General features: G+C 56.3%; 16 protein-coding genes. 12 read left to right on the top strand and 4 right to left on the bottom strand.

The genetic code is table 11. The features are described 5' to 3' along the window. The first annotated feature begins 189 nt into the window (after positions 1-189). The 4 genes from G5S37_RS15690 to G5S37_RS15675 all read left to right on the top strand — a co-directional run bounded on the left by G5S37_RS15690 (position 190) and on the right by G5S37_RS15675 (position 6,863). Positions 190-885 carry a hypothetical protein gene (locus G5S37_RS15690; RefSeq protein ID WP_165205405.1) on the top strand — a complete coding sequence of 232 codons (696 nt, stop codon included), beginning with the start codon at positions 190-192 and terminating at the stop codon, positions 883-885. 1,912 nt (positions 886-2,797) lie between these two features. Next, positions 2,798-4,582: a DNA primase family protein gene (locus G5S37_RS15685; RefSeq protein ID WP_165205404.1), complete on the top strand. Its 1,785-nt coding sequence runs from the start codon at positions 2,798-2,800 to the stop codon at positions 4,580-4,582. Between the two features lie 66 nt (positions 4,583-4,648). Continuing rightward, positions 4,649-5,245, top strand: coding sequence for a hypothetical protein (locus G5S37_RS15680; protein ID WP_165205403.1), 597 nt, complete (start codon positions 4,649-4,651; stop codon positions 5,243-5,245). A gap of 880 nt (positions 5,246-6,125) precedes the next feature. Further along, on the top strand, positions 6,126-6,863 hold the full coding sequence (locus G5S37_RS15675; RefSeq protein ID WP_165205402.1) for an IS5 family transposase: 738 nt from the start codon (positions 6,126-6,128) through the stop codon (positions 6,861-6,863). 880 nt (positions 6,864-7,743) lie between these two features. Here the strand turns inward: G5S37_RS15675 and G5S37_RS15670 are convergent. From G5S37_RS15670 to G5S37_RS15660, 3 genes are read right to left on the bottom strand one after another with little or no spacing between them, the layout of a single operon-like run. Further along, positions 7,744-8,790 (bottom strand): glycosyltransferase, encoded by a 1,047-nt coding sequence (locus G5S37_RS15670; protein ID WP_165205401.1) that lies wholly within the window; start codon positions 8,788-8,790, stop codon positions 7,744-7,746. After that, complete coding sequence (crtI, locus tag G5S37_RS15665; protein ID WP_165205400.1) at positions 8,784-10,268, bottom strand: phytoene desaturase family protein; 1,485 nt, start codon at positions 10,266-10,268, stop codon at positions 8,784-8,786. The genes G5S37_RS15670 and crtI (G5S37_RS15665) overlap by 7 nt, the downstream gene beginning before the upstream one ends. A gap of 10 nt (positions 10,269-10,278) precedes the next feature. Beyond that, on the bottom strand, positions 10,279-11,091 hold the full coding sequence (locus tag G5S37_RS15660; RefSeq protein ID WP_147263732.1) for a hypothetical protein: 813 nt from the start codon (positions 11,089-11,091) through the stop codon (positions 10,279-10,281). A gap of 12 nt (positions 11,092-11,103) precedes the next feature. Here G5S37_RS15660 and G5S37_RS15655 point away from each other — a divergent pair, with 12 nt between their 5' ends. The 5 genes from G5S37_RS15655 to G5S37_RS15635 all read left to right on the top strand — a co-directional run bounded on the left by G5S37_RS15655 (position 11,104) and on the right by G5S37_RS15635 (position 17,009). Further along, entirely contained in the window at positions 11,104-12,486 is a 1,383-nt protein-coding gene (locus tag G5S37_RS15655) for an aldehyde dehydrogenase (protein ID WP_206026479.1), read from the top strand. Between the two features lie 71 nt (positions 12,487-12,557). Beyond that, entirely contained in the window at positions 12,558-14,042 is a 1,485-nt protein-coding gene (crtI, locus tag G5S37_RS15650; protein ID WP_165205399.1) for a phytoene desaturase family protein, read from the top strand. 21 nt (positions 14,043-14,063) lie between these two features. Then, entirely contained in the window at positions 14,064-14,909 is an 846-nt protein-coding gene (locus G5S37_RS15645) for an SDR family NAD(P)-dependent oxidoreductase (protein WP_113962205.1), read from the top strand. Between the two features lie 80 nt (positions 14,910-14,989). Further along, positions 14,990-15,466, top strand: a complete 477-nt coding sequence (locus G5S37_RS15640; protein WP_113962204.1) for an SRPBCC family protein — start codon at positions 14,990-14,992, stop codon at positions 15,464-15,466. A gap of 58 nt (positions 15,467-15,524) precedes the next feature. Further along, positions 15,525-17,009, top strand: coding sequence for a CbiX/SirB N-terminal domain-containing protein (locus G5S37_RS15635; RefSeq protein ID WP_165205398.1), 1,485 nt, complete (start codon positions 15,525-15,527; stop codon positions 17,007-17,009). On the opposite strand, the gene G5S37_RS15630 is transcribed toward G5S37_RS15635, so the two are convergent. Next, positions 16,998-17,822: an AraC family transcriptional regulator gene (locus tag G5S37_RS15630; protein WP_113962202.1), complete on the bottom strand. Its 825-nt coding sequence runs from the start codon at positions 17,820-17,822 to the stop codon at positions 16,998-17,000. The two genes, G5S37_RS15635 and G5S37_RS15630, sit on opposite strands and share 12 nt — an antisense overlap. A 70-nt stretch (positions 17,823-17,892) precedes the next feature. Between G5S37_RS15630 and G5S37_RS15625 the strand changes: the two genes are divergently transcribed. From G5S37_RS15625 to G5S37_RS15615, 3 genes are read left to right on the top strand one after another with little or no spacing between them, the layout of a single operon-like run. Further along, positions 17,893-19,272: a hypothetical protein gene (locus G5S37_RS15625; protein WP_343229925.1), complete on the top strand. Its 1,380-nt coding sequence runs from the start codon at positions 17,893-17,895 to the stop codon at positions 19,270-19,272. Further along, positions 19,269-21,491, top strand: coding sequence for a c-type cytochrome (locus G5S37_RS15620; protein WP_165205396.1), 2,223 nt, complete (start codon positions 19,269-19,271; stop codon positions 21,489-21,491). Before G5S37_RS15625 ends, G5S37_RS15620 begins: the two co-directional genes overlap by 4 nt. 32 nt (positions 21,492-21,523) lie before the next feature. Continuing rightward, on the top strand, positions 21,524-22,966 hold the full coding sequence (locus tag G5S37_RS15615) for a hypothetical protein (RefSeq protein WP_206026478.1): 1,443 nt from the start codon (positions 21,524-21,526) through the stop codon (positions 22,964-22,966). Positions 22,967-22,969: the final 3 nt, after the last annotated feature.

Raw genomic sequence — 22,969 nt, 5'->3', positions numbered from 1 at the left:
GAGCCACGCCGACCGGGATGCCGGACCGTGGTTGCCAGGCTTCGAGCCGATCGTCTTAACCGGCGGTAGCACTCACTTCCGTACCGCCGACGCCATAGAGCATGGCGCCAGGGAAGTCCCCGACCGAACCACAAACACCCAGCAATGCATCGCGGACTCGTCCTCTGATGCCGTACCACCAGTATCAATATGAATAATCAATTACATCAAAGTGGCGCTCAAGCCATTCACCTCTTCTCCGAAACGAACCACGCCGGAAGTGCTAGTATAGATGACAAAAAGATAACCACCGAAGCACAACAGTGGCAGCTAATGCTTAAGCACAATCCCACGCTCCAAGAGCGTGTGGCAAAGAGCCTCGGCGTAGGCACAGCCACGATAAATGCCCTGGCACAAGAGCAACCGGCTACGTTGGGGATTGTGCCGCAAGGCACTCAATTTGTAACCGTCGGCACACTTGGGAATGGACGGCCGGGTCTCATAGATGATGCCCTGTTTACGGACAGATTGGCATTCATCTACAGTGGCGCGGTATTTGTCAGCAAGCCTTATCCCGGCTTCCCAGACACAATGAAGTTTGGCTGTCCCCGCGCACCATGGAGGGCATGGGATGCCAAACCTTCCTGCCCGGATACCTTGCACGTCTCTGAAAGCGAGGCGCTGGCCATTAAGCTCATTGACGCAGGAGAGGAGCGCCCTGGTTCCCGTGTGGTCGCGCTCCGATCGACCATGTTGCCCATCGCGCCATACGTACCCCACTTGCTGGCATCGAAAGTGTTCATCTGGCTTGAACAAGCAACATCCGACGCATCGTCTCGGTTCGCTGAGTCACTTGAACGTGCCTTGGGTGACACGGGGGCAGTCGTGTCCATCAGGACTTTCTGACTCACACGGGCAATACCCGCTCAACTGTAAGCATACAGGAAGGCGGTGCCAAGTTCAAGGACTTGGCACCGCTAGTCCCAGCGCATCGCCGAATGCGCGTGCTGTATTAACGCTGCTTTTACAAACATTTTCAGTAATTCATAAGTATGATAGACACCTTATCTTGGACCTGCTCCATACCATATCTACCCGACAGATTAGTTGAACTGCAATCCCTATTCCCGAATCGCAAAAGTACTAACAGAAGTAAAACTAAGGGTTCCTGTACTACTTCCACAAGACACTGGTCTTTACCACTGATTGGCATCAGGTTATCTAGTGGGACACAAAATTACATCACGAGTATCCAGTGTGAACTTCCCAAGCTCTTGTATGGACACAATGGAAGGTTAATACGTAATGCAGCCGACCTCACGGTTGCATTGCGCAGACTTGATTCAGTACTGCAATTCATTGCAGATCCGGGTATCGAATCAATTGTGAAAGGTGAGTCATCAACTATTGATAAGGGTCATATTAGTCGGATAGACTTGGTCTGGCAGTATAATCACCCTGTCAGCACTCTGAGGGGTGTGCTCCACAATGCCAGACATCCACGCATTTATGGAGGGCCGGATCTGTTCGGTAATGGAAACATTGCGTTCCAGGGAAATAGATTCACTGTCACCATCTATGACAAGATGAAATGGGAGAAACCAAAGACACGGTACAAAAATGCCTCTGGCGTGTGCTCTATAACTCCTTCAGTCGGTTCCGAGGTAAGCCGCATTGAACTGAAGCTTGAGTCGAAAGGGTACGTGGCCAAGACCTTCGGAGTAGACCCAAAGGTCGGATTAAAGTCATTCCCCTTCGATGAAGCGTATCGTGTGTATCGTGACCTCGTGCTTGAGTTCACAAACCTGGGTAATCATTCCAGCACATCCACGACTTCCTTAGCGAGTTTTTTCGCTTCGGAAGCGCTTCGGGATCGTTTCATCCTTGAACGATACATTACACATCGGCAGCATCATCCATCGCGGGCTTCTGCATTAAGGAGGGAGGCCCAGTCTGTGGTACTCCGATCATTCGACTTGTCCAGCTTGGTCCCTTCCCTGCAGCGACTGAAGGTCGTAGAGGTGGTTAATCCATGGGCAGAGAACGAGCTTCTTAAGTTTATGACGAACAATCCGGGCATCCTGGAACCTTAAGTTGCCTGTATACGCCAGGGCTTCCTGAGGGCTGGGATTCCTACAAGTACTCGCAGGGGCAGGAGCCGGTGCTATTGAGGGAGTACCGGCTGTGCCTGGAGGTGGCGTAGTCTGAGCAGTGTTAGGGGCAGGTGGTGAGTACAAAGGGGAAGGCCCGTGCTTCATCAAGGACTGGTCTGCTGCGCGCTTCTCGGGGCAGGATGGAGGGAGGGCAGGGCGACCGGGGTAATGGCGTCTTCAGACGCTTGCTGTTCCACACCCGGAACGCCCTCTGACTTTGCTCAAAGGAGGTGCGCGGGCGATCCAAGAAATCGCCCGCGCACCTGCTCCTTTCTTGGAAACGAGGAGCTTCAAATTCTATTGACTTCCTGCAGTCATGCATAAGAATCTCCATACCCGCTGGTGCTTCGGCAACAGCAAGGTTGGCACAGTACAGAAGAGGCCATATCGGTCACGTCGGAAGCATGGTGTACGTGAAGGAAATAGATCATCAACTTCACCAACAAACACCAAATCCTGACCCAGAACTGACCACTCCATAATCCACGTCTCCGCCGATTAATCGGATGTGATAGGCGTGCCCAAGGCCCTGGCCTCCTGCCATGGGCTCTCACTGAGGTCCTCCAGGCCCTCAAATCTATCGCCCCTATATGGCATCCCTATGCCTGCGGCGAGCTGCGCTCGTGCGCCTCGTCGTGCCCAAAAATTTCAAAGTCTTTCAGTCAATGAACATTCAAGCCATTGAAAATGTAAATCAAAATAGAAAGTGTAATGACCCGCTCAATCCTAGCGGACAGCCTTCACCTGAACATCCACCGCTATCCCCAGTAACCGATGACCATCTCGAAAGATTAGCTCTCCTCCAGAGTAAAGAGCTCAGGGCTGCTCTAGCAGCCAGGGAAGATGTGCTAAACCCATCGCCCGGCGCATCTGCCACCGAGGAGATCACGCCCAGTTCACGGGGCTCCGCCACAGGAAACGGTGAGCAACAGTGTGGTGATACGCCTAACGGGAATGGGCGTCGAGAGATTCAGGTCGCATCGGTATGGCCTGAACGGGGGCATATCAGCGATGAGCATCTGAGGGAGATTGGAGATCCGTTCATCTGCAATAGGGAAGGGTCTTTGGTTATAGATTGGGATCCGCACTATTGGACGGCAAGGTATGCCCATGAGACCCTTGTGACGTATTACCCGGGTGAGGGTAAGTTCTATAGCTACGACAAAGCGACTGGTCTGTGGAGTGCTGAGTCCAAAGCGCAACTTCGCCTTGAATTGGCAAAGTATCTCCGCAAGTACTCCCAAGCCTTGGAGCAGAGGGTTCTCAGTGACAAACGCTCTCCATACCGGCTGAACGAGGTGCTCAACGATCTGGAAGCTCATGCCCTCGCTCCGGAGGGTTTCTCGCGGCCCCCGATGGGAGTCCTTCATGTGAAGAATGGCATGCTGGATTTGAACTCCTCCCCGCCCACTTTGCGGGACTTCGCGCATACGTTCTACAGCACGTACCAGATCCCCTTCACTTACGATGACACTGCTCGATGCCCCGACTTTTTGGACAAGCTAGTCCGTCCCGCCATGAGCGATGAGGATGTGAAGATGCTCCAGCTCTTTTGCGGGCAGTTCCTGCTTGGCCGCAACATCTTCCAGAACTTCCTGGTCTTCAGTGGTCCCGGGGGGAGCGGGAAGGGGACTATCGAACGCATCATCCGAGCCGTCATTGGCCAGCGGAACATTAAGCCACTGCGCACCTCGTTGCTAGGGGAGCGGTTTGAACTCGACGACCTGGGCAAAGCGTCGCTCCTGATTGGGGCAGATGTCGACGACAGATTCCTCTTCGAACGTGGAGCGAATGTCATCAAGGCACTGGTAGGTGGTGATGAACTGGCTAGCGAGAAGAAGGGTGGTGCAAAAAGTGTGGTCGTTGGTGAGGTCAATATCCTAATTCTGACGAACAGCGATCTTCAGCTGAGGGTGAAAGGTGACAATGAGGCATCCGCATGGGAGAGGCGGATGCACATCATCGAATTCACGCGCAGAGCCGCCAAGCAAATTCGGGATTTCGATAGGGTGCTGCTACTCCAAGAAGGCAGCGGCATCCTGAACTGGATGATTGACGGTGCGATGGAAATCCTGAGCATGAGTGAGTTTCCCGTCACAGATGAGCAGAAGGAACGCGTGACGAGAATTCTCCGAGCGAGCGATTCGTTGCGTATCTTCGTGGACACTCGCGTGCGTCCCCAGGATGATGCACGTATTACTGTAGAGGAACTTCTCGATGCATACGAGAGCTTCTGTGATGAGCAGAGATGGGAAGCAAAACCCAGAAGACAAGTCCAGAAGGCGCTCGGGCCACTCATGGCGGAGATTCATAAAGCAAATAGACGGAACGACATCGTTCGCGATGGGGGTGCCAAGCGCGGCTTCAAGCACGTCAGGCTTACGACCCCCGCTGACCATGTCAACGGCGCCTGCTGTAGTGATGTCGAGGACCAAGAATCCGACAAATGAGGCGTTTATAGCTGAGTAGGTCGGGCTCTGATTACCAACAAGCATGACCAGCTTCAACATTCTGTTATGACAACGAAGAATGAAAAAGCATCACCCGTTTCTGCGTCTCGGCGCAAGAGGAGTGCCGGGGCCACTGGTGCAAGCCGTGGCCGGACGCACAGCCTTGCGTCACCTCGTCCGGTGGGTATTCAAACTATTGCCGAGCACGAGGTTGCGCACGGTGTCATGAGGTGGCTCCGTGGCTTGAAAGTTACCAATCTTTGGGTGTCTGAAACTGGTGGACTTTGCGAGGGTACCGGAGAGGAGATTTCCAATGAGGATTCGCTACTGGTGACGTTGGCTGGTTTCGCTTGGGAAGTGGGCCCTTTCAGGACCGCTGCTCAGATCAACCTGCCGAAATGCCGCGGGCAAGATTTCGATGAGGCGCGTGAATTGATCGGCAAGGTGCCGTGGATGAGGGTCGGGCCTTGTCCGCGCAATGGCGTAAGGATGCAGTCGGTGGATGAATCCCTGATGCGGTTTTTGTTCAAGGCCAGGGATATGCTCATACCCTACAGAGACTTTATTAAAGAGGCCGGTTCAATATTGAAAAGGCATGGACACCTATCTGCCCCATCCTTCGCGGGTCTGCTTCGACTTAGATATCCAGATGAAGCATCTTAATGATTGAAACGGGTCCTCCCTTCAGAAAGGGGCTTTCGTTGGCTGGTGGGCAAGGGTTCCCGCTTGTAAGCAGGTAGTCGTCACCCTTGTGATGAGGCAGAAGGTCAAGCATGCAGGCACTTGAGCCCCCTGTTCTGCCTGTTGCCCACGGTGTACAGTCATCACTGCGCGAGGGTTCGGACGTTTCGGACGCTTACCAAGGGATCCCCGTTAAGGGAGGCGAGGTCCACTCGACGCCTACGAGTGAACCGGGTGTCCACGTTCACTCGCCTGAAGCACTGTAAGTACCGTCCGAAGCGTCCGAATTGGCGCCGAGACCTCCCGCCAGTTGTGATGTCAGAATTACAAGGGGTTTTAAAAAGGCACCAGATTGAGCGCCGAGACTGACAATCTGGAGGGAATTTGAAAATGCAGGTAGAATCGATTAATAGAGTCTTGCAGTGGTGGGGGCGGCCGCCACCAAGCGACATTCTGAAATTGGCCTAACAGTGGGCGGCACTGGGCTAGGACATTAGGTTATTCGGTCGACTGTCCGCAACTTTGAGTTTGAAAATCAGACCCTTGATCAGCGAAAGCACCCGTTTCGCAGTGCGCCTCTACGGTCCTACGATGGTGCGGGATTCCTGGTCAGGCATTCTGTGGCCTCCATTAGAAGTAATCGGCGGCATTTTCACAATTGAAAGGGCTTTTTCATATTCGAGCCTTTCGGACGGCCAGAGTGAATCTTCCCCGTTTTTCTAAAATCCCTGCGGGCAGGCTTGGAAACGGGGTTCCTGAGCTGTCCAGGTCGTGTCTGAAAACCTCAAATGAGTCCTAAATAACGTTGCTCATAGGGTATTTAGTGGCAGCATAGGAACGACATGAAAGTTCGATTTCTCTGGTGGGAGCCGAGGAAAAAGCGGCTCACAAAAATGGTGGTGCCCAGGTAAATCAAGGCGGGCGGCCTCGCACCGACTTGGGCCTGCTACTGGAGGCCCTGTTCTATCGCCTGCGCAACGCAGGGCCCTGGCGTGACCTGCCAGAGGGGTTCGGGCCGTACTCCACCATTCACGGCTGGCACAGCCGCTGGGCCAAGGAAGGCCTTTGGTTCAAAATCCTGGAGGTCTTCACGCGCCGAGTCCGCGGTCCGGTGCGCCTGGTGGATGGCACCCACATCTTGGTGCACCAATGCGCGGCCAATCCCGCTGGCGGGGCTGCCGCACAAGCCATGGGAAAGACGCGTGGTGGACGCAACACCAAGCTCATGGCTCTGACCGATGCCCGAGGTCGATTGGTGAACACAACGCTCATTGAAGGACAGGCTTACGAAGGACGTCATGTGGTCAACCTAATCAGAACGGGATGTAATCTGCGCATCGTGGGGGACAAGGGTTTTGACGATGACAAACTTCGGGACACACTACGCGCCTTGGGTCATCAGCCGTGCTTCCCCACCAAGAAGAACCGCAAACACCAGGTGCGCATCCCCAAGAAACTGTACCGCACTCGATACCGGGTGGAGAACTTCTTCTGCCGCTTGAAGGGATGGGGCTGCACCGCCACCCGTCTTGATAAGCTCGTTCAGAACTTCCTTTCCCTTATCCACTTCGCCGCAGTGATTGACTGGCTAAGGTCTTGAATACAGGTTTTCAGACACGACCCAAGGCTGCTGTGATGATACAGATGCTTTTTTTCAACCAACCACCTGCCCCCTTCTATGACCTGACCGAAAGAGGCAAAGCCCGGTGGGGTCGCTCACCGGGTGATGAGAAGAAGAAATGCCGTTGGGTGAAGTCCGTCGTGAAGGTGGAAGTAACCTTTTTTGAGTGGACCGACGCAAAGAACATGCGGCACCCACCATTCGCTAAACTGACTAGCTGAGCATTCGTCCCGCGGTGGCAAGACGCATGAGGACTCACAATGGTGAATACGCAAGCAACTCGCATGTATGGCCCGCGGTCAGATCCATATAACTGGGACAGCCGGTTTGATTTGGGCCACATTAAAGTGACTGACTTCTTCCAATAAAGCAACAGCGTCAACGCGATGCCGGTGTATGAGCGTGGTTTCCTACCGCTATGATGCGACTGAGGCGAGCACGATTGTAGCGTTGAACAAATACACATGGGACATTCGATGCGATGGCATAGACAATGACAACACAGTCTCCCCCCAACGGATTCCACGTTAAGAATAAGGGAGTGCACGCAAGAGCCGTCCAATGACATATCTCGCCTCGCCAAGTCTCTTGCATGAATCGGCGGATGTAGGCCTGTTCCGAACTGGAAAGCTTTTGTTTGGTGAAACCGCCGTTAAACCACGATGCCCCGTCCGGCAGATGCTTTTTCCATTTTTTGATTCGGAACACACGCTGATATATGTTCCCGTTGTGCTCCCAGCTTGGAATTCCGGGTGGTGGGAACCATCGCGCAGGCATTTTTGTGAACAACCATGCCAAGCCCAACTGAATTGCCAGCCAGCCGACAACATTCAGAAAAATGATCCAGAGAATTGGAAGCTCAACGTGCATCGAAGCTGCGCCCCTTCCAGCCTATGGTCTTTCCCAGCTTTGTCAGGGACATCGCGAAGACACCAAAGAAAAACAAAAGTTGGATGGGATAGAGGAGCGAGGCAAGTGGCCTGAAACTGCCCACTAGTCGGCCCATCCAGGCAATCTGCGCCGCGAACAGCAGATAGACTACACTCCAACCTTGTTCTCCCGATACTATCCAGCCTAGCGGGGCGAGCATCAGAGCCGACATCCAGGCAATGCTAAGAGCAAGAGTCCGCCCCGGCGTGCGTTTGGCACCCGAGGAAAATCCTTTACTCCAACCTCGCACCAGCTCTGACAAGCCATGAGGGTACATACGGAATGAAATATGTCCCTTCCCAAGCATGCTCAGAACCGGTACGCCCCCTTTATGGAAATGCTGTGCGAGCATCACGTTTTCAAGCACGAAACTTCTTACAACCTCGTGGCCTCCTGCACTGACGTAACTTTTGCGGTCTACCAAGAGTACTTGTCCGAACAACCCCTGAGGTACTGTGCCAAGGACCATGTTGAGGTTGAAAAACAATGAGAGTTCCTCATAAAGTTTCTTAACCGCATGCCAAGGCCCCACTGACAATGCGCCGCCTTGGTAGGCATCAAGCAAACGTTGAATTCCATTCGCTTCAACCCAAGTATCTGCATCCATGAAGAGCAGATGATTTCCGCGGGAAACATTCGCGCCCTGATGGCAAGCCCAAGGTTTGCCTCGCCATCCGGCGGGGAGTGGAGCTGAGCTAACTACCCTTGCTCCAAACTCTACAGCTATCTCTGCGGTTCGGTCGCTTGACTCGTCATCTACCACGATGATCTCGTGCAATGCGTGTGACTGGTGCTGCAGCGATGCCAGCAGACGCGGCAAGTTCTCTTCCTCATTCCGCGCAGGAACAATGACGCTGACACTAAGTTCTATTCCTCCAGCGGGCGGGCCATTCCGACAATGGGCAGGCTTCAACTTTGGCAGAAGGGCAAATCCTGCTGACCACAACACCAGAGTAATGGCGAGCAGTATCAACATTGCGCATGCCAGGCGACCACCTTCTTGGCCACATTCTGTCCGCACAGCACTACCATCGGCATCCCTCCCCCGGGATTAACCGAACCTCCCACAAAGAAAAGATTGGGATATTTGCTGCTCTGTTTTGGTGCCTTGAATGCCAAATTCTTCCAGCGGTCGCTCACTACCCCGTAAATGGAACCTTTATTCGAGTTGTACTGTTCGCGGATGTCGAGCGGTGTCCAAACATGTTCGACCACGACATGTTGCCTCAAATTCTCAAGTCCCATGCGCTCCAGCTTTTCCAGCACCCGATCCTTGAGGGCTTCGTAGTCGGCTCGGCTGAGCGGGTGTTCGTCGTCGATGTAGGGGATGTGCGGCAAGATCTTTAGAGCGTCGCATCCTTGTGGGGCCACCGTTGCATCCGTTCGGGACGCAGCAACCACATAGAGGGTGGGGTCGTGGGGTAATTCGCGTTTCTCAAACACCGTGCGAAAATGTTCGCGCTGATCATCACTGAAGAAGAAATTGTGGTGAGCCAGTTGAGGGTATTGACGGTCCAGCCCCAGATCTATGATGAGTCCTGAACAAGCTGGCTCCAGGCGTTTTTCAAGTTTGCGCGTGAAGGCCCCTTCTTCACCGAGAAGTTCCTTGTACGCCGGAATGACTTCCATGTTCGAAATCACCACATCGGCCGCATGGAATTCTCCACCGACCACGATACCGGTAACCCTGCCTCCCTCACGGCGCACTTCCTCTACAGCGGACTCCAGATGCACCTTTACTCCCAGTTCCTCCATGAGGCGGCCCAGGCCAACAGCGATGTTGTAGAGCCCTCCATCTACATACCAGAGGTCGTAGCGAAACTGGATCGTCGCCATCGAGTTCATGAAGGCAGGAGCGCGGAACGCCGACGAGCCAACATACTTGATGAAAAAATCAAAAACGTCCCTGAAATAGCGGGTGTCGAAGTGCGACGCAACTCCGCTGTGCATGTTGCGAAACAGATCGAACTGAGGAAATTTCCACAGCCCATAGTGTTTTCCGAATTCGCGCCAATTGTCGAGACCCTGCTCGAAGTAACCATCGTTCGTAAGGTCATAGAGGTCCGCTGAATACTTCAAAAATCGCTCCACGTTCTCGTACGGTTCGCCGACCTTTAGCGCCTCCGCTGCCATTTTGTCCGCCTCCGGATACAAATCCACGACTGTGCCGTCCTCAAAAAAGTTCCTCCAGTGAGGCCTTACTGTCCGGATAGGTATATAATCCTCCAGATTCTTTCCCGATCTCTCGAAGAGCCTCCGAAAGATGTGTGGAAGCGTCAGGATGGAAGGCCCAAGATCGAAAGAGTAGCCGCGCTCCCTGTGCACGTTGAGCTTGCCGCCGATCTGGCTGTTCTTCTCGAAGATGGCTACTTCATATCCTTCCTGCTTGAGGGATACGGCCGCAGAAATGCCGCCGAGCCCAGCACCGATCACAATTGCTTTCCTCTGGGGCATAGGTCCTGGGTCAGGTTGAACTGGCAGTCCGTTTCAGTCCTTCTTTGGCGCCATCGTCGTTAGGCCGGACAGAAAGTGCTTTGCGGAAGTAGCCGGCGGCCTTCTCCCGGTTCCCGAGCGCTTCCTCGGTACGGCCCAGAAATACCAGGCATGCATCGTAGCCCCACCGAGCATTTTCTTCGCCTGCCGGCTCCTTGTTCTCGGTTTCAAAGAGACGCTCCGCAGTTTGCAAAGACTTAAGGGCAGACTCAAAGCCATCCTTGTCCTTGGCTGTATGATACTTTGCGGCGCCGAGGAGGTATTGCACCCTAGGATTGTCCGTGCCGTGTGCCAGAGCTTGGTCCTGATGCCGCGATATGGAGGGACCAAAGCGGAGCCCGCTTAGCATGCCATCCACCTTCATGCCCATCATCGTTCCAAGCATGGCGTGTGCCTCAGCATCCTTCGCATCCTTTTGAAGTGCACGGGTAAGCGTCTCGATAGCCGCTTCGCGGAATTTTACCACCGCAGGTGTCGACGCACTGCTTCCCGACTCACTCCGCTTTTGAAGCATCTGGTGGAACTGAATCACCCCAAGCCAGTGGTACACTTCGGCGGAAGCACCGTCACTCGCTGCGGCTTTAGAGACTGTACCCGCGGCCTGTGCGAAAGCATCAGCGTTCCATGACGCGTAAGCCTCTCGGAACTCTCGCACTCCCTTGTTAACTTCAGATGCAGATGCCACCAGCGCAGTGCCCGAAAACACCAGAAACAACGCCAGTCCGGAAAGAGGTAGAACGATGCGCCTTTTCATGACTCGCTTTCGTATACGTTGGAATCCCACCAACGGTTGATCGTGGACCTGACAAAAATCGTTCAGAGCCAGAAAAATTTTTTCCGGTCCGGCGTTACTCGTCCGACCGGTTTCCGGCAGAACATGCTCTCGATACTGCTTGAGGGACTCTCCGCGCACGGGGACGACCTTCTAAAAGCCGTATATCGGGACCTGGGCCGTTCTCCGGAGCAGACCTACCTCGCCGAGGTGGCATTCGTGGAAAGCGAGGCAGCCTATGCCATGAAGCATATAGGCCGCTGGGCAAAGCCCAGACGGGTGCCCACTCCTGTGCTGGCGTGGCCTGCACGGTCGAGCTGCCAGCAGGAGCCATACGGCGTGGTCCTCATCATGGGGCCATGGAACTATCCACTCCAGCTTATACTCACCCCGTTGGTCAGCGCGATTGCCGCCGGAAACTGCGCAGTGCTGAAGCCTTCAGAGCTGTCACCCGCCACTTCTGAGGCCATCGCGAGGCTCGTCTCGTCCATCTACCCTCCGGAGTATGTGGCCGTCGTAGAAGGTGATGGCGTTGTGGCCGCCGCATGCCTGAAGCAACCATTCCAAAAGATCTTCTTTACGGGAAGCACCGAGCGCGGGCGCGAAGTGATGGCCTGTGCAGCTGATCGATTGATACCAGTAACTCTTGAGCTGGGCGGCAAGTCGCCTTGCATTGTTTGTGCGGACGTTCCCATCGAAATTGCGGCGCGGCGCATAGTCTGGGGGAAATTCCTTAACGCCGGCCAAACCTGCACCGCCCCGGATTTCGTCCTGGTGGACCGCCGGGTGAAAGAACAATTCCTGGAGAGCCTGAGTAGAAGCATCAAGGAATTCTACGGCGAAGATCCGCGCCGCAGCGCTGACTACTCGAGGATCATCAACCGGCGGCAGCATGAGCGGCTGGTTGGCTATCTGGCTTCAGGCGAGACCTTTTACGGCGGGCACCATGAAGCAAGTGACTTGTACATTTCCCCTACGATCCTTACGAATGTTTCCGAAAATGATCCTGTTTTGCAGGAGGAGATCTTCGGACCCATCCTTCCCGTGGCGACTTTCGACGAGATTGCGGAAGCGATATCGTACCTACGCAGCCGCCCCACTCCCTTGGCTATGTACCTGTTCACGGAGGACAAGGAAACTCAGGACGCCGTTCTCCGAGAGGTCCGCTCGGGGGGGGTTTGCGTTAACGACACACTGCTGCACATGATGGGAAAATGTCTTCCCTTCGGAGGGCTCGGACAAAGCGGGATGGGGATGTACCATGGAAAGTACGGGTTTGAGTGTTTCTCACACCAGCGGGCGGTCATGAACCGCGGATTCCGCTTCGACTCAGCGTTCCGCTACCCCCCTATGAAGACTTCGCTGACGATGTTGAAAAAGGCCGGACGCTTTCTGTTGGGACGCTGAAACCCCAGGGCAGAAAAATATCTTTAGCGGGATGGTATCCAGTTCGCCGCCGGTGGCGTAGGAAGAATCGCATGGCGAAACCTAAACGCGTATTGATCATTGGAGCTGGCCCGGGGGGGCTTGCCACTGCGATGCTATTAGCAAAGGAAGGGCTTGAGGTCACGGTTTTGGAGAAGCAACCCCGTGTGGGAGGGCGCACTTCATGCATCGAAGGTGATGGTTATCGCTTCGATTTGGGGCCCACGTTCTTTCTGTATCCCCAAGTTCTGCAGGAGATCTTTCAAGCAGTCGGCAAAGACCTCTTTACCGAAGTGCCGATGCAAAGACTGGACCCGCAATACCGGATCACTTTTGGAGCCGGAGGTGAGATTAACGCTACCTCAGACATAGAACGGATGTGTTCAGAGATCGCGCGTCTGTCGCCCGAAGACGCTCCGAGATTCCGCCAATTCATGGCTCACAATCGGGTGAAGCTTGAGAAGTTCGCCCCGTGTCTGCAAACCCCTTTCCAAGGCTGGACGAGCCTTCTCAGCGCCCGTCTTCTCGCTGTCCTGCCGTTCCTGAAGCCCTGGAAGTCCCTTCATCAGGAGCTTGCGGATTTCTTTCATGACCCGCGCCTTCAACTGGCATTCACATTTCAGTCCAAGTACCTAGGGATGTCGCCCTTCCAGTGCCCAAGCCTGTTCTCCATCCTTTCCTTCCTGGAATACGAACACGGGATCTGGCACCCCACGGGTGGTTGTAGCGCCCTCACCGAGAATATGGCGAGGATCGCCCGTGAGCTTGGTGTGAAGATTCATCTCGATACCGCAGTCGAACAGATCATCTTCACAGGTAAGCGTGCTGTAGGCGTCCGCACGAAGCATGGCGAGGAACTCGCTGATGCCGTTGTGGTGAACGCGGATTTTGCTCACGCAATGTCCAAACTGGTGGCGCCACAACTTAGAAGAAAGTGGAGTGATGCTACTTTATCTCGTAAGCGGTATTCATGCTCCACTTTCATGTTGTATTTAGGAGTTGAAGGTCGCTTCGAGAATCTCACGCACCACAACATCTATGTGGCCAAGGATTACCGGCGTAACCTGCAGGATATTGAGGAGCGGCACGTGCTCTCGGACGACCCATCATTCTATGTTGCCAACACAGCTACGACTGATGACACCATGGCCCCGCGCGGCCACAGCGCCCTTTACGTCCTTCTACCCGTTACCCATCAGCATCCTAATGTAGACTGGAACAAAGAGAAGATGCGCTACCGCTCGCTTGCCCTTAAGCAACTGGCAAAAATTGGGGTTCCGGATATTGAGAAACGGATCCGCTTTGAACGGATCATCACACCTCAAGACTGGGAACAGAAGGTGGACATTTACAGAGGTGCGACCTTCAATCTCGCCCACAGTTTTTCCCAGATGTTGCACCTTCGGCCGAGAAACCGATTTGAAGAATTTGATGGGATGTATCTTGTAGGAGGTGGAACTCACCCCGGGAGCGGGCTGCCGGTAATATTTGAATCCGCCAGGATCAGCTCACGACTCCTTCTGGAGGATCTCGCGTGAATCCTAACACCAGTCAGTACAATGTCTCTGAAAACCTGGTTCATTACAGGCTGCTCCAGCGGCCTTGGCCAAGCTCTCGCCAAAAAGGCTCTTGAGTCTGGCAATTCTGTCATTGCGACAGCAAGGAACAAGTCCGACCTCGCTGGATTCGCCTGGTCAGCCTGTGAGCGATGCCGCATTCTGGAACTGGACGTTACAGACCCGGAGAGCGTTAGGGAAGCTATCGGTTTTGCAGGTCGATTTGACGTACTCGTCAACAACGCCGGCAGGGGGCTTCTGGGTGCGGTGGAGGAGTGCGAAGAATTCCAGATCAGGGACAACTTCGAAGTAAATTTTTTCGGAGCCCTCAATCTCATTCGGGCATGCTTGCCCATGTTTCGTGAGCAGAAGTCCGGACACATCTTCAACTTCAGTGCTGCTGCGGCGATTTCGAACTATCCGGGATTTGGCGCGTACGGGGCCGCGAAGGCCGCACTCGAGGCTCTCAGCGAGAGTTTACGATTAGAATTGGCACCGTTCAATGTACGCGTGACAATCGTGCGGCCCGGGCCCTTTCGTACTGACTTCGTTGGTCGAGGTTTGCAAGCGGCCGGGAATCACCTCCCAGCTTACGACAGTACTTCAGGCAAGTTTGCGCGATTGGTCCGTTCGACCGACCGCAGACAACCAGGAAATCCAGACCTGGCTGCCAAAGCCATCCTTGAGGTCGCTGCTTCGGCCAGTCCGCCGTTGCGCCTGACCCTAGGCAGGTACGCGAACCAAAAGGCGCGGCGTAAGAACTCAGAACTCGAAAGGGAGCTCTGTGACTGGGAGCAAGTAGGTCTGGGAGTCGACTTCGAGCTGCCAGCGAATGGCCAAGCTTCGTGAGCATGCGCTCTCGCTAGAAGATGTTCGACCAGATATGCCGTGTAACTTGGCCAGCCGATGAAATACGAGTCCCCATCCCAATGCCTGCCCATACACTAATCCGTGATCAGTTCGTTCCGTCTACATTAGCTCAAGCATGGTCCTTCTTCTCTGATCCCAGAAATTTGAGCCTCATTACGCCGCCGCAGCTAGGGCTGCAGGTCGTAAGTCCAAATCTGCCTGCCAGGATCTACAAGGGGCTGGAAATAGAATATTGCGTGAAAGCGCTGCCACGCTTCTCAATGAAATGGCTGACAGAGATCACACATGTGGTCGACCACCGATGTTTCATCGATGAACAGCGCGTGGGGCCTTATGCACTCTGGCGGCATGAGCACTATTTTGCGGAGTTGAAAGAAGGCGGAGTGCAAATGTCAGATCGCGTCACCTATCGTCTACCATTCCAACCTTTTGGGGAACTGGCACACGCGGCCTTTGTGAAGCCACGTCTGAAATTCATTTTTGACTATCGGGAGGAGCGCGTAAGAAAGTTGTTCAGCAAGGATTTGCCAAATTGAACGCACCGACTCCTGGTCACTGGTAGTGATGGCTTGCTAAGTTTCACCCCAACGCATTTTGTCCACTGCATTAATTCTCGTCGGTCACGGTTCTACGCTGAACCCTGACTCAAGCGCGCCGACGCATCAGCATGCGGATGAGATCCGCCGTCGTGGCGTGTTTGATGAAGTGGCTTGCTGTTTCTGGAAGGAAGAGCCCTCCATGCGCGAGGTGTTCTACACGGTGAAGAGTAAGGAGATCTTCGTAGTGCCGAATTTCACCAGCGAGGGCTATTTCTGCCAGGAGGTGATTCCGCGGGAACTGCGCGTTGAAGGCCCGATCACGAAGCGCGGCGATACGAATATCTACTATTGCGCACCCGTCGGTGTGCACCCCAGCATGACCAAGCTCCTGCTGAAGCGTGCGGATGAGGTGGCGCCCGGCGTACCGCGTGAGCAGACCGCGCTCGTCATCGTGGGTCATGGCACCAGCCTGAATGAAAACTCTACCAAGGCCATCAAGGACCAGGTGACTTTCATTCGCGAAGGCGGATATGGGTTTGCGGAGGTGCTCGATGCCTACATGGAAGAAGCGCCGTTTGTCGCGAAGTGGAATGAGATGAGCACCGCGCCGAACGTCGTCGTGGTGCCCTTCTTCATCGCGGATGGCCTGCACAGCTACCAGGACATTCCCGTGTTGCTTGGCATCACGAATGAACCCACGGCAGCCGCGAGCCAGAACGACGTCTTCTGGCACAATCCCCACGACCTTCACGGACGGAAGCTGTACTACAGCAGCGCCATCGGCACTGAGGCACTCATGGCGGATGTGGTCCTGGATCAGGTGAGTGACTTCAAGACGCGGCATGGGCTAACGAAGGAGACTGCTGCTGGTTCCAATGCATCCTTGCTCAAGCACGGCGAGGCACTTGAATTCCTGCTTTCGCGGGAAGGAGGCTTCCGCATTGGGCAGGTGCAAGTGAATCGGAATGATGATGGCTCATGGCACTGCCACCATGTGGACGACGCCGAGAATCGCGGTGGACTCCAAGCCTTCAAGACCCCGGAAGATGCACGCTCCATCGCGACCTACGATGACGCAGGAAACTTCCGCGCCTTGAAAACCGCCCCCACTCTGCGCCGCGGCTGGATGCTCGAACTTTCCAACACATCCGAATTGCTGCTCGCCCTGGACTTTCTCTACCCGGCAGCGGTGGGACTTTGGGAGCACTGGCTTGGGAATACCCTGGAATCCGTATCGCTCCGCGAAACGCTTGGCCGCCAGACCGGCATGTATCGCTTTGCGAAGAACATCACGGACGAGCAGGCACAGCAGCTGGTCGCAGAAGTCTGCAATCCCACCTCGAAATGCCTTCGAGCCATCAGTTGGTCACTGGACTCGGAACAGCCGCTGACCGCATTGCCAACACTAGAGCAAATGAATTGTAATAGTGAGTGTAAGAGATCGTCATTGCCATCTTTACTCTGCGTGGCTCCATGTGGCCAAGTTATCAGCGCCGCAGCAGAACGATCCCGTTTGTCCAGAACTACATCACGACAATAATCTGTGTCTTTTTTGAAGCAGATCGAAATCCTCATGGCCACGTCCTGGTTTCCAAGCTGTACCAGCGACGCGACGATGTTCGCTAGGAGACATCCCGGTGACGGCGCGGAAGGAGCGGGTGAAGGCACTATGGTCGGCGAAGCCGCACGCCAGCGCGACCTCCGCGATCGAGGAGTCCGTCTCGAGCAGCAGTCGTGAGCCTGCGGTGATGCGCGTCTTGGTGATCAACTGCATGGGGCTGACGCCATGGATTCGCTTGATGATGCGGGCGAATCGACCTGCGCTCATGCCGGCTCGTTTTGCCAGCGTGGACGGGCTCACCGGTTGGTCAAAAGTGCTCTCAAGGTGGCGCAGGGCCTGGGCGACGGCACGTGGCACCTCCTCAGGGCTCACAAGTGCCGTCAGGTCCTTGGAGATGCCGATCAGCCCGGTGACGCGGCCTCGCCCATCCCGGATTGGCAGCTTGGTAGTAAGGCCCCATACGGGGACATTTGGTCGGCGCCAGAAGAGTTCCAGCCTCTCTGTGATGGGCCGGCCCGTGCGGAGTACATGTGCGTCCTGCTCCGTAGGGATGCGGCCGTATTCGCCGGGGCACACATCACAGGGTCTGCGGCCTAGCATTTGTGATTTGTGTTCCAAGCCATGCCGCTCGACGAGGGACTGGTTCACCACGAGGTAGCGCCCGGAGGCATCTTTGATGAAGAACGCGGTGTCATGCATGAAATCCGCGATTTGCTCGACAAGACGCGCGTCGACGACGAGGCTCCCTTTGGTTGAAAGGCTGCCGAGGAGCCCCGTGGCTGTAGTTCTCATGTGAGGAGGAGACATTACGTGGGAGATCCTCACCCGGCTTTCTTGCGGGTGTGCCATTGTGCAGCTTTTGATGCGTTCATTGGCCATCTCGTTCAAGACTCAGGCATGGACCTCCGCCATTGTGACTATCGCCATGTGCTTCTTTTTCCCTCTGACTACCGCCTGGAACATGACGAGGTGTGTTGTCCTGACTCCTCTATACGGCATGATACTCATGAGTGGTTCCCTTTTACCAGCGACCGAGGATCATCCGGAATGGGAAGCACTCCGCAGCCGCGCTGAAAGTGGCGAGCCACAAGCTCAATTCGAGTTGGTCCATCGCCTCCGAGATGGCAGGGGAGTCCCCAAAGATGAGGCGGAGGCCATGAGGTGGGCACATCGCGCAGCAGACAGCGGCCATCCGGATGCGATGGATTTTGTCGGCTTTGCCTACCTTCGTGGCAGCGTGGTAAAGCGCAGTCCTGAAATTGCCTTTGGCTATTTCAAGGCGTCCGCTCCCCAGTCCGCGCAAGCTGCCTTCAATCTTGGCCAGTGCTACTTTGGCGCGCAGGGCACGGAGCAGGACATCCCTCGGGCACTGGAGTGGTGGAAAAAGGCAGCCCAGCGCGGGCACGGAAGGGCGGCGGCGAGCGCTGCGATGGCCTATTTCTCCGGCGAAGGCGTCGCTCGGGACCTTGTGCAGGCGCGGCTTCTCGCGGAGCGGGCAGCGGAACTGAAGAATCCCTCAGGACTCGTCCTGTTGGGTGAAATGCAGTTTCAGGCCGGAGAACTGGATGCGGCCAGGGTGAGTTGGACAGAGGCCTCCAAACGCCTTCCCACCGGCCCGACCGGCCATCCGGCCCAGCCGTCTGACAATGCTGCCGCGCAGCAGGGAGCCGATCTTTTGAAGCTTGTCGAGTACCGGCGGCGCAAATCCGTACCGGGCGAGTTTACCTTCGTGCCGATGCCTCACATCCATCAGGGCTACAACAACTGCGGTGCCACCGCCTGTGCCACCTTCGCGCGCTTTCAGGGCAGTGAGATTGGCGGTTGGGAGTTCAAAAAGCTGTGCCCGTCTCCCCTCGGCACCGGCACAGATTGGTGGCACCTGCTGGAGGCATCGAAGAAGATTGGGCAGAGCTGGAAACTCGTCACGTTCACTCCGGATGATTCAGGGTTCGCCGAATCAACCAAACTCCTGAAAGGTGAGCTTGATGCCGGCAGACCGGTGGTCGTCGATTTCAAATACATCGGCCCCCAATACCCCGGGGGATTCGCGGGTCACACCCTCAGTGTTTGTGGCTACATAGCCGCGGAGGACCTCTACATCCTCTGCAATCCCGCTGTTGCCACTCCAGGCTTGCAACTCATCACTGCGGAGGACTTGAAGAACTTCTGGCGTTCCGATTATTACGGAGCCCAGGCGAAAGGTGTGCTCTCGCGTCCGGCGTTCGTGATCTCACCACCATGAAGTCTTTCGCGGCCATCGTCATCGGCTCCACGCTGGCCACCTGCGCAGCCGCTGCGCCTCCGCCGGTCATCGGAGGGCTCGAGCGGACTCATGATGAGAAACTCAGAGGTGCCGTGCTCATCAGCGAATTGGGGTGCGTTGCCTGCCACAAGAGCAAGCAGGCCGCATTTGCGCCAAAGTCAGGACCTGACTTGTCGGAAGTCGGTGGTCGGGTGCAAGGCATGCATCTGCAGAAATTCATCGCAGATCCTTCGGGCGTGAAGCCCGGCACGACGATGCCGGACGCGCTCGGACACCTGTCTGCTGCGAATCGCGACGAAGTGGCGAAGGCGCTGGCGCATTACCTCGCCACGCTTGGCAAACCCGCCCCCTCGACGATACCTGCAAGCGACGCCATCGAGCGGGGACGCAAACTCTACCACTCAGTGGGGTGCGTGGCCTGTCATTCCCCAGAAAAAGCCCTCGACGGCTCCGTGCCTCTTGGGCCGCTGGCGGACAAATACACGCTCGCGAGTCTCGCCACGTTTCTGAAGGATCCGCTGGCCGTACGGCCCGGCGGGCGGATGCCAGATTGCCACCTTGAGGACGATGAAGCCATGGATCTGGCGAGCTACCTGTTGCGGGAGCAGGCAGCACCGGCAGCGGACTTCCAGCCCGACGCCAAGCTTGCGGCCCGCGGTCGCGTGCTGTTTGCCGAGCACCACTGTCACGCCTGCCATCGCACTGGCGAGACTGCTACAACACCGGAACTCCCCGCACTCGAAAGTTTGCGGCCGGACGCTGGTTGTCTCTCTACGAAGCCTGGTAAGTGGCCACTCTACGCCCTCAGTGACGTGCAGCGCGCATCGCTCCGGAGCGCGCTGGCCGAAGAGCATAAAGCATGGACCCCCGCTGAGCAGGTGCGAGTCACGATCACACGGTTGAATTGCATCGCCTGCCATCAACGCGATGACCTGGGTGGCGTGACCAGGGAGCGGAACGTCTATTTCACGGGGAGCGAGGAAAGCCTTGGTGAGCAGGGCCGGATGCCGCCGCCCCTCACCGGAGTGGGCGCAAAGTTGAAGGAAGAGTGGTTGCGCCAGGTCGTGTGCAACGGCGCGAGTGCCCGGCCGTCGCTGCATACGCGCATGCCGAAATTTGGTGCAGTCAACACTGAGCCGCTTGTCACGTGGATGAAGCAGCTGGACACCCTGCCGCCCGCGCCTGTGGAGCGCGTTCCGAATTCGGCAAGGCCGCAAAACATCGGGCGCGATCTTGTGGGCGTGAAAGGGCTGAACTGCATCGCCTGCCATAGCTTCCGAGGCCGCAGCGCGGCGATTCGCGGCCCAGAACTCACGACCCTCGCAGAGCGCCTGGAAGAAAACTGGTTTCACCATTTCCTCGCGCATCCTCAGCGCTTCGCCGCGCTCACCGTCATGCCTAGTTACTGGCCGGATGGAAAATCTCCGTTGCCAGACGTTCTCGGCGGAGATCCCCGGCGCCAGCGTGATGCCATTTGGCAGTACCTCGCGCAAGGTCCCGAGGCGCGCGAACCTGAAGGGCTCGTGCTTGCAGCCCTCGTCATTGAGGTCCGCGATGAAGCGGTCATCGTGCGCCGGGCATTTCCAGGCATTGGCAAGCGGGGACTAGGCGTCGGTTATCCTGGAGGCATCAATCTCGCCTTCGACTCGTCTCAGATGCGGCTGGCGTCCCTCTGGAGTGGCGGTTTCATCGAAGCGTCCGGGCTTTGGCGGGGGCAGGGGTCGGGGCAGGCACGGTTGCTCGGGAAAGACCCCGTCCAATTCCCACCGGGTCCCGCGTTCGCCGTGCTGCCCACGCCCGCGACTGCGTGGCCTGAACCTGACACCACGCCCAGACCATCGCCGTTGGTTTTCAAAGGCTACTCACTGGATGCGCAGCAGAGGCCGACGCTGCGCTATGCGATGGAAGGCTTCATCGTGGAGGACTTCTTCCACGAGCGCCGTGACGATGCTGGTCGCGTATTCTTGGAGCGCACGCTGAGATTCCCGGGCGCACTGCCTTCCGATTTGCACTTTCGCGTGGCCCGCGAGAAGTCAATCGAGCCGCATGCCGGGAACCTTTTTGCCGTCGGCACAAAGTTACTCGTCCGCCTTCCTGCCGAGCCGCTTTTGCGGGCAGCCGGAGACGCGAAGGAACTCATCCTTCCCGTTCACGGTGAGGAGCTGAAAATCGAATACCACCTCACGTCCAAGCCATGATCGTGCGTGTCTTGTTCTTGCTTTGCCTGTTCATGCTCCGCGTCCACGCAGCGGAGAGTTTCGGGGATACCTGGGGCACTGCGGAGCGTGAAGAGGCCTTCTACCGGATTGTAAACGTGCCCATGCCCGACGGAGTGTATCTGGAGGCCGGGAGCTTTGTCTCGCTGCCCGATGGCCGGCTTGCGGTTGGCACGCGTCGCGGTGAGATCCTGCTTTTCAGCGGGATCTCCGAGGAGAAACCGCGTCCGCAGGTGACCACCTTTGCCGGCGGGCTCGATGAAGTGCTCGGACTTGCCTGGCGCGACGGTGCGTTCTTTGCCACACACGCCACCGAGATCTCGCGCATCTCCGACACCAATGGAGACGGTCGCGCCGATCGCTACGACACCGTGAGCGACGCCTGGGGTTTCGGTCATTACCACGAATATGCGCTAGGCTCGAAATTCGATGCTGCAGGCAATCTCTATGTCGCACTGGGTCTCTCGGAGTCCTATCACTCAAAAGCCCTGTTCCGGGGCTGGGCGCTGAAGATTTCGCCAGACGGGAAGACCGTCCCGATCTGCAGCGGCCTGCGCAGTCCCCTCGGAGTCGGCGAGAATGAGCACGGCGAAATGTTTTACGTCGAAAGCCAGGGACCGTGGAACGGCTCGTGCTCGCTCAAGCACCTCAAGCCCGGGGGATTCATGGGGCACCCGGTCAGCTTCAACTGGTATGCCTTCGCCCCGGAGATGGGCCCGGTGCCAGTCATGCCCAATTCTCCCTCGCGCATGGAGACCGAACGGAAGCGGGTGCCGGAACTTGTGCCATACGCGGTGGTCTTTCCCTACAAAAAAATGGGGCGTTCGATTTCCGCATTCGAAGTGTGTCGTGCGGGTGGAAAGTTCGGCCCTTTCGACAACCAGATATTCCTCGGCGACTACACGCTCAGCATGGTGATGCGGGCTACGACTGAGAAGGTGAACGGCGTGTGGCAGGGAGCCTGTTATCCCTTCCGCGAAGGCCTGGGCACCGGCATCCTGGCGGTGCATTTCACGACAGATGGCAAGCTCATCACCGGGGGTACCAACCGCGGCTGGCCCGTACGTGGGATGAAAGACAACCTGCTTCAACGGATTGACTGGACTGGCAGGACGCCATTTGAGATTCTCGAAATCCGGGCGCAGCCTGACGGCTTCACTGTGCACTTCACGCGCCCGGTTGATCCACTACAGGCTGCGCGTCCTGAGAGCTACGCACTGCAGACCTATACGCACATCTACCACCAGGGCTATGGAAGCCCTGAGGTCGACCAGACGCGCCCGGTGGTGGTATCGGCGGAAGTTGCGCCTGACGGTCGGAGCGTGCGCCTCCGCGTGAAGGGGCTCATGCAGGGCCACGTGCATGAATTCCACCTGCCCGAATTCAAATCCAGCGATGGTGAGTTGCTTTTGCACGACCGCGCCTACTACACGCTGAACGAGATTCCAAAGCCTTGATGA

Source organism: Roseimicrobium sp. ORNL1 (assembly GCF_011044495.1).
In the GTDB taxonomy this organism is placed as follows: Bacteria; Verrucomicrobiota; Verrucomicrobiia; order Verrucomicrobiales; family Verrucomicrobiaceae; genus Roseimicrobium.
The sequence above is the reverse complement of the archived record's forward strand: the minus strand, read 5'-3'. Positions and strand labels throughout refer to the sequence as shown.

What these genes read in the sequence shown, in the direction of transcription:
- G5S37_RS15625 (WP_343229925.1), top strand. Translation starts at nt 17,893, where the DNA reads ATGCGTTCATTGGCCATCTCGTTCAAGACTCAGGCATGGACCTCCGCC.
- G5S37_RS15690 (WP_165205405.1), top strand. Translation starts at nt 190, where the DNA reads ATGAATAATCAATTACATCAAAGTGGCGCTCAAGCCATTCACCTCTTC.
- crtI (WP_165205399.1), top strand. Translation starts at nt 12,558, where the DNA reads ATGGCGAAACCTAAACGCGTATTGATCATTGGAGCTGGCCCGGGGGGG.
- G5S37_RS15670 (WP_165205401.1), bottom strand. Translation starts at nt 8,790, where the DNA reads ATGTTGATACTGCTCGCCATTACTCTGGTGTTGTGGTCAGCAGGATTT.
- crtI (WP_165205400.1), bottom strand. Translation starts at nt 10,268, where the DNA reads ATGCCCCAGAGGAAAGCAATTGTGATCGGTGCTGGGCTCGGCGGCATT.
- G5S37_RS15615 (WP_206026478.1), top strand. Translation starts at nt 21,524, where the DNA reads ATGCTCCGCGTCCACGCAGCGGAGAGTTTCGGGGATACCTGGGGCACT.
- G5S37_RS15630 (WP_113962202.1), bottom strand. Translation starts at nt 17,822, where the DNA reads ATGAGAACTACAGCCACGGGGCTCCTCGGCAGCCTTTCAACCAAAGGG.
- G5S37_RS15640 (WP_113962204.1), top strand. Translation starts at nt 14,990, where the DNA reads ATGCCTGCCCATACACTAATCCGTGATCAGTTCGTTCCGTCTACATTA.
- G5S37_RS15685 (WP_165205404.1), top strand. Translation starts at nt 2,798, where the DNA reads ATGAACATTCAAGCCATTGAAAATGTAAATCAAAATAGAAAGTGTAAT.
- G5S37_RS15680 (WP_165205403.1), top strand. Translation starts at nt 4,649, where the DNA reads ATGACAACGAAGAATGAAAAAGCATCACCCGTTTCTGCGTCTCGGCGC.
- G5S37_RS15620 (WP_165205396.1), top strand. Translation starts at nt 19,269, where the DNA reads ATGAAGTCTTTCGCGGCCATCGTCATCGGCTCCACGCTGGCCACCTGC.
- G5S37_RS15645 (WP_113962205.1), top strand. Translation starts at nt 14,064, where the DNA reads ATGTCTCTGAAAACCTGGTTCATTACAGGCTGCTCCAGCGGCCTTGGC.